At 71.4% G+C, this 12290-nt stretch carries 12 protein-coding genes and 1 pseudogene; 4 read left to right on the top strand and 9 right to left on the bottom strand.

The genetic code is table 11. From position 1 onward, the window contains the following. Positions 1-404: 404 nt before the first annotated feature. From ACPPVO_RS07765 to ACPPVO_RS07740, 6 genes and pseudogenes are all read right to left on the bottom strand, one after another. Positions 405-647: pseudogene (locus ACPPVO_RS07765) on the bottom strand (glycogen debranching N-terminal domain-containing protein); the annotation flags it as partial. Positions 648-727: 80 nt separating this feature from the next. Next, positions 728-1459, bottom strand: a complete 732-nt coding sequence (locus ACPPVO_RS07760; protein WP_426510567.1) for a hypothetical protein — start codon at positions 1457-1459, stop codon at positions 728-730. 362 nt (positions 1460-1821) lie between these two features. After that, positions 1822-2079, bottom strand: coding sequence for a hypothetical protein (locus tag ACPPVO_RS07755; RefSeq protein ID WP_360369376.1), 258 nt, complete (start codon positions 2077-2079; stop codon positions 1822-1824). Next, positions 2076-3635, bottom strand: coding sequence for a radical SAM protein (locus ACPPVO_RS07750; protein ID WP_426510566.1), 1560 nt, complete (start codon positions 3633-3635; stop codon positions 2076-2078). The genes ACPPVO_RS07755 and ACPPVO_RS07750 overlap by 4 nt, the downstream gene beginning before the upstream one ends. Beyond that, complete coding sequence (locus tag ACPPVO_RS07745) at positions 3632-3991, bottom strand: hypothetical protein (protein ID WP_426510565.1); 360 nt, start codon at positions 3989-3991, stop codon at positions 3632-3634. Before ACPPVO_RS07745 ends, ACPPVO_RS07750 begins: the two co-directional genes overlap by 4 nt. After that, on the bottom strand, positions 3988-4764 hold the full coding sequence (locus ACPPVO_RS07740) for a prolipoprotein diacylglyceryl transferase (RefSeq protein ID WP_426510564.1): 777 nt from the start codon (positions 4762-4764) through the stop codon (positions 3988-3990). The genes ACPPVO_RS07745 and ACPPVO_RS07740 overlap by 4 nt, the downstream gene beginning before the upstream one ends. 160 nt (positions 4765-4924) lie before the next feature. Here ACPPVO_RS07740 and ACPPVO_RS07735 point away from each other — a divergent pair, with 160 nt between their 5' ends. After that, positions 4925-5935, top strand: coding sequence for an endonuclease/exonuclease/phosphatase family protein (locus ACPPVO_RS07735; protein ID WP_426510563.1), 1011 nt, complete (start codon positions 4925-4927; stop codon positions 5933-5935). Between the two features lie 115 nt (positions 5936-6050). After that, the gene (locus ACPPVO_RS07730; RefSeq protein WP_360369361.1) at positions 6051-6536 is read left to right on the top strand and encodes a hypothetical protein; all 486 of its coding nucleotides are present in this window, start codon (positions 6051-6053) and stop codon (positions 6534-6536) included. A 125-nt stretch (positions 6537-6661) separates the two neighbouring features. Here the strand turns inward: ACPPVO_RS07730 and cimA are convergent, their stop codons facing one another. Next, positions 6662-8263, bottom strand: coding sequence for a citramalate synthase (gene cimA, locus ACPPVO_RS07725; protein WP_426510562.1), 1602 nt, complete (start codon positions 8261-8263; stop codon positions 6662-6664). A 332-nt stretch (positions 8264-8595) separates the two neighbouring features. On the opposite strand from cimA, the gene ACPPVO_RS07720 reads away from it, so the two are divergent. Further along, positions 8596-9126: a carboxymuconolactone decarboxylase family protein gene (locus ACPPVO_RS07720; RefSeq protein ID WP_426510561.1), complete on the top strand. Its 531-nt coding sequence runs from the start codon at positions 8596-8598 to the stop codon at positions 9124-9126. A gap of 193 nt (positions 9127-9319) precedes the next feature. Further along, complete coding sequence (locus ACPPVO_RS07715; RefSeq protein WP_426510560.1) at positions 9320-9592, top strand: hypothetical protein; 273 nt, start codon at positions 9320-9322, stop codon at positions 9590-9592. 375 nt (positions 9593-9967) lie between these two features. On the opposite strand, the gene ACPPVO_RS07710 is transcribed toward ACPPVO_RS07715, so the two are convergent. Continuing rightward, positions 9968-11065: a branched-chain amino acid aminotransferase gene (locus ACPPVO_RS07710; protein ID WP_426510559.1), complete on the bottom strand. Its 1098-nt coding sequence runs from the start codon at positions 11063-11065 to the stop codon at positions 9968-9970. Positions 11066-11160: 95 nt separating this feature from the next. Further along, positions 11161-12189 (bottom strand): 3-isopropylmalate dehydrogenase, encoded by a 1029-nt coding sequence (locus ACPPVO_RS07705; protein WP_426510558.1) that lies wholly within the window; start codon positions 12187-12189, stop codon positions 11161-11163. Between the last annotated feature and the right edge of the window lie 101 nt (positions 12190-12290).

Here is a 12290-nt window from a genome sequence, read left to right as displayed (position 1 = left end):
AGATGGGCCGATGGATCGACCTGGGCCTGAGCCGGTTGGAGCGGACCGGCTTCGTTGGATGGCGCGGATGCGAGGGAAGACCGGGCGGATGCGGACGTAGCGGGCGCCGGCGACCCAGCGCCGGACTCGACGGGCGTCGGCGATCCAGCGCCGTAATCGGCGGACGCCGGCGACCCAGCGCCGTAATCGGCGGACGCCGGCGACCCAGCGCCGTAATCGGCGGACGCCGGCGACCCAGCGCCGTAATCGGCGGACGCCGGCAATCCAGCGCCGTAATCGGCGGACGCCGGCGACCCAGCGCCGTAATCGGCGGACGCCGGTGCGGGTGGTGTAAGAGGTGCCGGGTGGCCTGCGCGTACGGTGCCCAGCGCGGCGAAGTCGGTCGCGGCGCGGAGTGCTACCTCGACCTCCAGTGGCCTGGGCGACGCGTTCGAGAGTGTGATGGTCTCCGTTCCGCCGGTTGGTTCGGCCAGGCGATGGCGTTGCACGGAGAGGGCCGGCACCGGCGGTACCGCTGAGAATTGGGCCGACGAGGCGCCGGTCCGGCGGGTGGTCAGGGTCACCGGGGCGGTGCCGTCCACCGTCAGGTGCCAGCTCGACAGGATGCGGCGGTCCTCGACGTACAGGCCCTCGGCGCCGGACGTCATGGCTCCCGAAGGGCTGGACAGCCACGTGGCGGGGGCGGCTACGCACGTGATGAGGTCGTGGAGGTACGGCTGGGGCATCCTCAGCCGCCGATGACGTTTACGGCTCGGGCTACCACCAGCAGCACCGTCACCAGGGATATCACCGACTCGACGGCCATGAGCATTTTCGCCCAGGTGGACATGGGCAGGGTGTCGGTCGGGCTGAAGGCGGTCGCGTTGGTGAAGGCCAGGTAGAAGTAGTCGAAGAAGCCCGGCTCCCAGTCGTGGTGGGCCAGCTCCGGGACCTGCATCTGGGTGAACAGGAAGTCGGGGTGCGGGGTGTCCGCGTCCGCGCGGGCGGCCGGGCCGCCGCGGTCGGTCTCCCAGAACCACAGGGCGAAGACGATGACGTTGGTGAACCAGATGGCGGCGCCCCACAGCAGCAGGTGTGCGGGCGGGAGCTCGTTCTGGTGCTTGGCGAACAGCGCCTGGACCAGCAGCCATACCGACCAGGCGGTGACCAGCGTCAGCAGGACGACCAGGCCCAGGGCCAGGGGGCGCAGGATGCGCGTCTCGCGGTTGATGCGCAGCGGGTTGACCACCACGATCGAGAGCAGCATGGCGCCCTCCAGGCCGGGCAGCAGCCAGCGCGGTCTCGGCGCCAGGTCGGCCGGCAGCACCAGGTGGATCATGATCGCGATGGCGATGACCAGCGCGGCGGGCCAGCGCTGCTCCGCCTCCGTGCGGCGCAGCCAGCCGGGCAGCTGGGCGGACCGGGCCGGCTCGGGCGTACCGCTGGAGCCGCGATTCAGCGCGGGCGGCAGATCACTCACGGCAGTCAACGTAGACCCGCGCCCGCGCGGGAGCCAGCAGGACCGGCCGATCGGCGCGAAAGCGGCCAAAAGGCGGCGCCGCACGGGAGCGCGGACCGGCACCCCGGTGCCCCGCCCGCGCCCGGAGGACCGGCCGCACGACGCAAAACCGGGCCAAGGGAGCGCTGACCGGGAGCACCGTAGGACCGGCCGCACGACGCAAAACCGGGCCAAGGGAGCGCTGACCGGGAGCACCGTAGGACCGGCCGCACGACGCAAAACCGGGCCAAGGGAGCGCTGACCGGGAGCACCGTAAGACTGGCCGGCCCGGCGCAAAACGCAAAAGCACACGCAAAACGCAAAAGCACAAGGGGGCGGCAGGGTCAGGCGAAGAAGTGGTACACCTGCCAGCCGATCGCGGTCGCGCCGGCCAGGGCCAGCACGCCCAGGTACGCCAGCACGAGGCGCGTGTCGCGCAGGACGCACTTGGACCGGGTCAGGCCCTGGCGGCGCGCGCGGGCGTAGCCGGCGAACCCGAGCAGCGCGAAGCCCACCACCGCGACCGGGCCCAGCAGCCAGGCCAGGGCGGCGATCGTGGCGTACACGCACAGCCGCAGCGGATCGTAGGGCGGGCTCGTCACCGGGCGGCCGCGCGGGGCAGGCGCTGGGCGGACAGCGCGGGCCAGGCCTGCACGGCGCAGAACGGGGCGCACTGGTCGTGCGGGCCGTCCGCGTCCGTGCGGCGCGTCGCGACGTGCACGCAGCACTGCAGGAGGCGCTCCTCGATCATCGTGTGCATGTCCATGAAGGGCTTCACGGTGATGCGCTTGACCCGCTCCCCCAGCATCTTGCGCAGCCGCGCGCGGCCGCCCGGCAGCGAGGCGGAGACGAGGGTCGTCAGGGTCGAGATGCCCAGGTCGCAGTTCTCGCAGATGTCGCGCCACAGGCTGCCCACGTCGGGGTGGGACAGCGACGACTGCTCCGAGAGCAGGCCCAGCAGCGACTCCTTGACGGCGCCGCGCAGCGCGGCCGGCAGCTGGACGTCGGCGATGCGGTTCGCGACCAGGTCGGGGGCCAGGTCGAGGAACTCGAGCAGCCGGTCGTGGCCGATGAGCGCGGTCATGGACTGCCAGCGGCCCGCGTCGTCGCGCAGCATGTACCCGACCGAGCAGCAGTGCGGGTGCGAGCAGGGCAGGGCTGTGAGGTCGCGCCAGGTGACGAGGTCGCCGGTCTGCGGGCCGAGGCGCGCGAGGACGCCCGTGTGGGTGAGCCGGTCCATGGGGTCGATCGGGCCCGAACGACCGGAGCCGAACTGCGGCTGCAGCGAGACGCCGCCGATGTACGGGGTGTCCAGCGCCCGCTTCACGACCGCGCCGATCTCGTCGTCGTTCACGCCCAGGGCGCAGGTCATGGTGAGCGTGGTGAAGATGCCGCGCGCGGAGAGGCGGTCGACGGCCTGGTCCTTGAGGCGGCGCAGGTCGGCGCCGCGGTGGTGGCGGGCGGCGCGCTCGGACACGCCGTCGTACTGCAGGTACACCTCGACGCGCTCGCGGTGCCGCGTGAGGAGGTCCAGCAGCGCGTCGTCGCGCGCGATGCGGACGCCGTTGGAGTTGATCAGGATCCGGACCACGTTGCGGGCGCTGACCTCCTCGAGCAGCTGCTCGAGGTGCGGGTAGAGGGTCGGCTCGCCGCCGGAGAGCATGAGCACGTCGATGCGGCCGTTCTCGCGCGACAGCTTGGTGTCGACGCCGGCCAGGATGTCGGCGAGGGGTACGACGCCCTCGATGGCCGGCGAGGAGTCGGTGAAGCAGGTCGGGCAGCGCAGGTTGCAGCTGTCGGTGAGGTCGGCGAGCAGGATGCAGGTGTGCTGGGTCTGCATCTCCGGCAGCCCGGCCAGGTAGGCCGACGGGACCGGGGCGAAGTTGCCGGCCAGGTCGGGCACGTGGGTCTTCGTGGGGGCGGTCCAGCGTTCGAGGTACCGCAGAATCTCCGGCTCCTCGTCGTAGAGCGTGCGGACCAGGCCGTGGCTCGGGCACCCGCGCTCGAGCCAGATCCGCCCGTCGCGCTCCGCGAGCCAGCCCGACAGGCGCTGGACGTTCTCCAGTGGACGGTCGGGCTCCTCGGCCGCGCACGTGGGGCAGAACGCGTTGACGTAGCGGTGGATGCGGTCGCCCCGCAGCTGCATTCCGGAGGTCATGACGATCCTTGGTTGACGATGGCGAGGCAGACCCCGATGCCGGCGACGGGGCAGAGCAGCACGCTGGCGCCCCAGCCGATGAGCAGGCCGAGGCCGACGCCGCGGTCCTTGCGCACGATCCAGATGATGCCGAACGTGAGGCAGACGGCGAACAGCACGACCTGGAGCAGGACCTCGAGCCACACGCCCAGCAGGGCGTTCTCGGAGTCCGCGCTGGCGTTGCCGATCGCGACGGCGCCAACGCCGATCAGGATGACGACGAACTGCGCGGCGAACACCAGGCCGATGCCGATGAAGACCTTGGGGGCGCGGATGGGCCGATCCGGTCCGGGCGGCGGGGGCACGGTCCAGCTCATGATGCGGCCTCCAATGATTCGGTCTCCGCGGCGCGTCCGCGCGTGTGGGCCCACGCGATGCGCGCCACGGTCAGCGGTAGCAGCGCGAGCAGGAACAGCTGCGAGCGGGTCAGGCCCGCCCACACGACCTCGTTGCCGCGCACCAACTCGACGCCGAAGCGGAACGCGGCGTACGCGGCGAGGTAGTACGTGAACAGCCGCCCGGGCGCGGTGACCCGCTCGCGCAGCGCGAGGAGGGCGGCGAACGCGGCGAGGTGGAAGAGGATCTCGTACACGAACGAGGGGTGCAGCGCCACGTTGGCGGGCACGTGCATGGCCGCGGCCTGCGCCTCGTCGAGGCGGATGCCCCACGGCAGGCTCGTCGGGGTGCCCGGGGGCTCGGCCAGCAGGCAGCCGATCCGGCCGACCGCCATGCCCGCGGCGACGGCGGGGGCGAACAGGTTGCCGGTCTTGTGGGGGTACCCGCCGATCCGCTTGCCGAGCAGGGCGCCCAGATAGGCGCCGACGAGCCCGGAGAGGATGCTGCGGTTGCCGTACGCCCACTGCGCCAGCAGCGACGCGTTCTCGCGCGGGTCGAGGTGCTGCGCCCAGGTGCCCAGCCGCGCGAGGAGCGCCCCGCCGACGAGGGCGCCGGCGAGGACGTACCAGAGGCGCTCGTCCTCGGCCCGGCGCCGGCGGATCTCCCAGAGCAGCACGAGGGCGGCGACCCCGACGCCGAGCGCCACGAACACGTCGTGGGACAGGATCGCCACCGGGCCGATTCTGGTGATCACCGGGTGCACGGATGCCGAGCCTAGTGGCATCCAGCGGCGTCATACGGCTGTTCCGCACGGCCGAACGGCCACGAAGGGACAACGCGCGGGAGCGCACCCCGCACGTGAAGGTCCTGTGACGATTCGGCCGTATGTTGCGGGCCTGTCCTACGCTGGCCGTATGGTCACCACGGAGGACACCCTGCCGTTGCTGCCCGAGAAGCCGGTCAGGCGACGCAGCCGGTGGTGGAGCGCCGTGGTGTGGCTCATGGCGGTGCCCTTCGTCCTGTGGGCGGCCCTGCGCGTGTTCGGCCTCGACACCGGATTCCCCACCGTCCAGCTCATCGCCTTCACGCCCTACGTCGCGGCCGCCTCCCTGGTCCCGCTCGTCGTCGCCCTGCTCACGAAGCGGCTCTGGCCCGCCGTCCTCACCGCCGTCGCGACGATCGCGCTCGCGGCCTGCGTGCTGCCGCGCTGGATCGCCGACAGCGACCCGACGCCGCAGGACGGGCCGGGGCTGCGCGTGCTCAGCGTCAACATGCTCATGGGCGGCGCGGACGCGGGCACCATCGTCGGGCTGGTGCGCGACCTCCACGTGGACCTGGTGGCGCTGCAGGAGTACACCCCGGAGGCCAAGGCCGCGCTCAACGCGGCGGGGCTGGACACGATGCTGCCCAACGCGGTGTCGTACCCGCGCCCGGGCGTGACCGGCTCCGCGGTGTACAGCCGCTTCCCGGTGACGGACCTCGGGTACCGCCACTTCCGCAGCGACTTCGGCCAGGCCCAGGCCGGCGTGGCGGTCCCCGGCGCGAAGGCCGTGCGGGTCGAGTCCGTGCATCCGTGCGCGCCCGCGACCGCGCACGGCGCGGACTGCTGGGAGCACGACATCGTGCAGGAGCCGGCCGCGACGCCGCAGGGCCCGGTGAACCTGCTCATCGGCGACTTCAACGCGACGCTGGACCACGAGCGCTTCCGCGCGGTGCTCGACACGGGCTACCGCGACGCCGCGGACGTCGCGGGGGCGGGGTTCGACGCCTCGTGGCCGTACGACGAGCGCTGGTTCATCCCCGGCGTGGTGCTCGACCACGTGGTGGCAGACCGTCGGGTGGGTGTCCGGAAGGTGTCGGTTCACCGCATTCCCGACTCCGACCACAAAGCGGTCTATGCCGAACTGGTCCTGCCGAAGGCCTGAAACCGGCCGAACGTACCGAAGGCGTACCTCCGGCTATGCGCGGTTCGTTGGCCGGGAGTACCTTCACGTACGAATCGGGCCCCCGCCCGGACGTTGAACACGTTGGAGCAGATGGGTGACACGAACGTTTCGCGGTCTCGCGCTCGCCATCGCCGTGCCGCTGGTCCTGAGCGCGGCGGCCGCCTGCTCGGACAAGGCCGACAAGGCGGACTCGGCGTCGGACCGGCCGACGGTGGAGGTGACCGCGCAGCCGCAGGACGCGCAGTCGGCGCAGGTGACGGCCGAGCAGGTGCTCGACAACCTGTCGGACGGCGACTGGGCCGGCGCCTGGGACCTCTGGACCGACAGCGCCAAGGCGGCGATCGCCAAGGACGCCTACATCGACCTCGTCGCGACCTGCACCGGGCAGCAGGGTGAGTACCAGGTCACGGGCGTGACGCCGGTCGACGACGCGACGGCGACGATCAAGTGGACGCACACCGCCACCGCCGGGACCGCCCAGACGACGGGGCAGAGCACGGTGAAGTACCAGAACGGGCTGTGGCGTTTCGAACCGGACCCGGCCGCGCTCAGCGCGTACAAACAGAACAAATGCCCTTAGCTTTTTGCTCGGGTCCGCATCACTTGCGGACCGTCGCTCCCGCCAGACAAAAGGGCGGTCCCGAAAGGCCTTCGGCCGGGAGGGACCGCCCTAGCCATGCCCGTGGTGCCACGGGCGAAAAACCGTCAGACGCGCACCGCGTGCGAAAGTCCGTAGGTCAGCGCGTCGACGAGCGCCTGCCAGCTGGCCTCGACGACGTTCTCGTGCACGCCGACGGTGGTCCAGTCGCCCCCGGTCGCGTGCGTCTCGACGAGCACGCGGGTGACCGCGCCCGTGCCGTGGCTGCCCTCGAGGATGCGCACCTTGTAGTCGGCGAGCTGGAAGCGGCCCAGCTCCGGGTAGTGCCGGGTGAGCGCGACGCGCAGCGCCTCGTCCAGGGCGTTGACGGGCCCGTTGCCCTCGGCGGTGGCGATGACCCGCTCGCCGCGGACGCGTACCTTCACGGTCGCCTCGGACACGACCGCGCCGTCCTCGCGGTGCTCGACCAGCACCCGGTACGACTCCAGCGCGAACGGCCTCGGCAGCGCCCCCTCGGCCAGCTCGGCCCGCGCGAGCAGCTCGAACGAGGCGTCGGCGGCCTCGAAGGACCAGCCCTGGGCCTCGAGCTCCTTGACCCGGTTCGTGACCCGCGACAGCGCCTCCGGGTGGCCGGCCAGGTCGACACCGAGCTCGCGCGCCTTGAGCTCGATGCTGGCCCGGCCGGCCATCTCGGTGACCAGGATCCGCATGTCGTTGCCCACGACGACCGGGTCGATGTGGTTGTACAACACGGGGTCCACTTTGATCGCGCTCGCGTGCAGGCCCGCCTTGTGAGCGAACGCTGACGACCCGACGTAGGCCTGGTGGGTGTCGGGTGCGATGTTGGCGATCTCGGCGATGGAGTGCGAGACGCGCACCATCTGCTCGATGCAGCCCTCCGGTAGGACGGGCATCCCGAGCTTGAGCTGGAGGTTGCCGACGACGGCGAACAGGTCGGCGTTGCCGGGCCGCTCGCCGTAGCCGTTGGCGGTGCACTGGAAGTGCGGCACCCCGGCCTCGACCGCGGCGACGGTGTTCGCGACCGCGCACGAGGTGTCGTTCTGGCAGTGGATGCCGAGGCGCGCGACGGCCTCCTCGGCGCTGACCCCGAGCGCGACGGCGAGCCGGTCGCGGACCTCGGAGATGGTGCCGGTGATCAGGGAGGGCAGCATGCCGCCGTTGGTGTCGCACATGACGGCGGCCTCGGCGCCGGCGGCGAGCGCGGCCGCGGCGACGCTCGCGGTGTACTCGGGGTCGAAGCGGTACCCGTCGAAGAAGTGCTCGCAGTCGAGGAAGACCCGGCGGCCCTCGGCGACGAGGTACCCGACGGTGTCGCGCACCATCGCGAGGTTCTCCTCGCGCGTGGTCCGCAGGGCGCGCTCCACGTGGCGGATGTCGGACTTGGCCACGAGCGTCACGGCCGGGGTGTCGGCCTCCAGCAGCGCCCGGACCTGGGGGTCGTCCTGGACGCGCACGCCGGCCTTGCGGGTCGCGCCGAACGCCACGAAGACGGCGTGCTTGAGGTTGAGCTCCGTGCGCGCCCGGCGGAAGAACTCGGTGTCCTTCGGCATCGCCCCGGGCCAGCCGCCTTCGATGAACCCGACGCCGAACTCGTCGAGCAGCCGCGCGACCGCGAGCTTGTCGACGACGGAGTAGCTGATCGCCTCGCGCTGGGCCCCGTCGCGCAGCGTCGTGTCGTACACCTGCATGGTTTTGCTCCTTCGGCGGGAAGAGGGGGCCTTCGGTCTCGGCGGATCGGGGCCAACAAAAAGACCCCTCGCGAAATGCGAGAGGTCTGCGCGTCCGGCGGGTGGTTGCCGGGCGCGCTAGGGGCCAATAATGAGCCGAGTCACGTTCGGTAGCTTGCCACGCACGAGCCTCGCGTGACACGTGATTCCGGATTTTGAGAAACGGGGTGATCTGCTTCACGATTCACCCTGTTCGTCACGTCCTCGTAACGAGCGTCGGTCACTGTTGGAGCCAGTCCGGAACGACGCCCCCGTGCGGGGCGTCGATCACCGTTGGTGAGGGGGTGAGGTTCGTGTCCATCGAGACGCTTCGGGCGGCGATTCCGCCGTACGCGCACGATCTGCGGCTCAACTTCGACTCGATCCTCGCCGCGGACCTCCTGGACGAGCAGCAGCTGTGGGGCGCCGTGCTTGCCGGCGCGATGACGACCCGCAGCGTGCCGGTGATCCGCAACGTCGCCGCGGAGGTCGCGGGCCGGCTCAAGCCGGACGCGATCGAGGCCGCGAAGGCGGTCGCGTCGCGCATGGCGATCCACAACGTGTACTTCCGCGCCAAGCACCTCATCGGTGACGAGGCGTACCAGAGCCTGCCCGCGCGCCTGCGCCGCCAGGTCTCCTCCACGCCCGGGGTCGGCGCCGCCGACGTCGAGGCGTGGTCAGTTGCAGTATCCGCGATCACCGGGTGCGGGGTGTGCCTGGAATCGCACGAAAGATCGCTTCGCGGTGCAGGGGTGTCCCGCGAAGCGGTCGACGAGGTGTTGCGCGTCGCCGCGGTAGTTCACGCGTTGGCGGTAACCCTCGATGCAGAGGCGGCTTCCGACTAGGAGCTTTCCTCTTGTACGGGTGTCGGAGTGGCGGCTCCGGCACCCGTACGCATTTTCCGGGCATTTGCCCCGTGGCCCGTAACCCGGTCGTGCAAGTTGCGCACATCGTGTCTGCGTCGGTGCCGGAATCACCGTTACCGTTGCTATCGGCACATCGGGTGCGCATAGGGTCTCGGGTCTTTGGGGGCGCAGCATGATCGACGGAGTACCGCGGGAGCCGGCCGCCGAGCCGCCGGTCGAACCGCCGCTGGGCTGCGCCGACCCGATGCTCTGGCGTGTGGCGCGCGCCCTGCACGGCGCCCACCGCCCGCGCACCGACAACTTCTGCGAGTGCAAGGCGTTCTGGCCCTGCCCGGATGCGGAGCTGGCGGAGGAGGCGCTGCAGCTGGCGTACGAGCGGCCGGCGCCTCGGGGGTCGCGCGCGGGGGCGGCGCGGACCTCGAATCTGGGTCGCTGGTCGGCCTGAGGTGTGCGCGGAACCGCTCTCGTCGAGGCGCCCGGGGTCGGCCCGGCACGGCGGCTCTGCCGCGACGCTCACACCGCCTGGAGAGCCGACTCAGGTCGCGACGCCCGCCCTCGGCCCCGCAACCCAGCTAAGCCCGTGCCGAGACGCCGCTCCCCTTTGAGACATTCCCACCCGGATATGTCGGCCGCTTCGCGGCCGAACCGACCGACATATCCGACATTTCCGCCGCCGGGCGACATGCGTGGAGCTCACCGCCCGAGCGCTCACCGAACCCCCGAGAGCCCGCACAACACCCACCAGCGGTGCGAGTCGGACAAGTCCGACAAAGCACAAGCGGCGCCGGGCGAAAACCCGGCGCCGCTTGTGAACGCTTCGTTACAAGACGCGATGGACCCAGCCGTACGGGTCCGGGGCGGTCCCCCGCTGGATCGAAACAAGCTGCTCCCGCAGCCCCATCGTCACGTCGCCGGCCTTGCCCTCCCCGACGGTGAACTCCCCGTCGGCGTCGCGCACGGTACCGATCGGCGTGATGACCGCGGCCGTCCCGCACGCGAACGCCTCACGCAGGCGGCCCGAGGCGGCGTCGGCGCGCCACTGCTCGTACGAGTACTGCTCCTCACGCACCACGTGCCCCTTGTCCGCGGCCAGGCGCAGGACCGACTCACGGGTGATGCCGGGCAGGATCGAGCCGGTGAGCGGCGGCGTCGTGATCGACCCGTCGTCGAACACGTAGAACACGTTCATACCGCCGAGCTCCTCGACGTACTTCTGCTCGACCGCGTCCAGGAAGACGACCTGGTCACAGCCGTGCTCGATCGCCTCGGCCTGGGCCACGAGGCTCGCCGCGTAGTTGCCGCCGCACTTGGCCGCGCCCGTGCCGCCGGGCGCCGCGCGGGTGTAGTCCCGCGAGACCCAGACGCTGACGGGCTGCACGCCACCCTTGAAGTAGCTGCCGACCGGCGAGGCGATGACCAGGAAGAGGTACTCCGAGGACGGCTTGACCCCCAGGAAGACCTCACTGGCGTACTGGAAGGGCCGCAGGTACAGGCTGCCCTCCGGGTCGGTCGGCACCCAGTCCCGGTCGGCGCGGATGAGCGCCTCGAGCGAGTCCAGGAAGAGCCGGTCCGGCACGGGCGCCATCGCGAGGCGCCGCGCCGAGTTGCGGAACCGGGCCGCGTTCGCGTCGGGGCGGAACATCGTCACGCCGCCGTCCGCCGCCCGGTACGCCTTGAGCCCCTCGAAGATCTCCTGCGCATAGTGCAGCACCGCGCTGGCCGGGTCCATCGGGATCGGCCCCCGCGGCTCGACCCGGGCGTCGTACCAGCCCTTACCCTCGGCGTAGCGCACGGTGACCATGTGGTCGGTGAAGATCCGTCCGAATCCCGGGTTGGCCATCAGCGCGGATCGCTCCGCGGCGGCTACGGGCTGCGTGTTCGGACGAATCTCGAAGTCGAGCGTTTCACCGCCGTTCATGCATGCCTCCACAAGAAGTCGCGGCGGCACACTCACGCCGCGTGCCGGTGCCGCCAACTTACCCGAACGGACGTTCAATCGCAGCCAGCGCGCCGTTACGCCACCGCGGCCGCGAGGCGGTCACCGATCGCGTCGGTGGACAGCGCCGAGCCCGGGCTGCGACCCGCGACCTCGTTGCCGACGGCCTCGGTCACGCGCGCCGCCGCCTCGGGGTGGCCGAGGTGGTCCAGCAGCAGCGCCGTCGACAGCACAGCGGCCGACGGGTCGGCGACGCCCTTGCCCGCGATGTCGGGGGCCGATCCGTGTACCGGCTCGAACATCGACGGGAACGCGCGCTCCGGGTTGATGGAGCCGCTGGCGGCCAGCCCGATGCCGCCGGTGACGGCGGCGGCGATGTCGGTGAGGATGTCGCCGAACAGGTTGTCGGTGACGACCACGTCGTAGCGCTGGGGGTTGCTCACCAGGAACATGGCGGCCGCGTCGACGTGCTGGTACTCGGTCTCGATGTCCGGGAACTCGGCCTTGACCGCGTTGAAGGTCCGGGCCCACAGGCCGCCGGCGTGGGTGAGCACGTTTGTCTTGTGCACCAGCGTCACCTTGCGCCGCGGGCGCTTGGCCGCGCGGGCGAAGGCGTCGCGGATGACGCGCTCGACGCCGTGGCGGGTGTTGAGGCTCTCCTCGGTGGCGACCTCGGCGGGCGTGTCCTGGTGCAGGTTGCCGCCGGCGCCGACGTACAGGCCCTCGGTACCCTCGCGGACCACGACGAGGTCGATCTCGCCCGGCTTCACGCCGGCCAGCGGGCTGGTGGTGCCCGGCCAGAGGCGGGAGGGGCGCAGGTTGACGTACTGGTCGAAGTCGAAGCGCAGCTTCAGCAGCAGGCCCCGTTCCAGCACGCCCGGCGGGACGCTGGGGTCGCCGACCGCGCCGAGCAGGATGGCGTCGTGGCCGCGCAGCTCGTCCAGCACGCTGGTGGGCAGGACCTCGCCGGTGCGGTTGTACCGGGCGGCGCCCAGGTCGTAGTCGGTCGTCTCGACGCCGGGCAGCACGACGCGCAGCACCTTGAGCGCCTGCGCCACCACCTCGGTGCCGATGCCGTCCCCGGCCACCACCGCGATCTTCGCCACCTCTAGCCCCTCTCGTAGACCGCTCAACCGTACGCTCCCGTCCTAGTCCGTGGACGCACGTCCCGCCCACTGAGAAGCCGCGGAAAAGAATGAGGGCGGGG

Origin of the sequence: Dactylosporangium sp. McL0621 (assembly GCF_049995355.1) — a bacterium.
Lineage (GTDB): Bacteria > Actinomycetota > Actinomycetes > Mycobacteriales > Micromonosporaceae > Dactylosporangium.
This window is presented reverse-complemented; position numbering and strand designations above follow the sequence as displayed.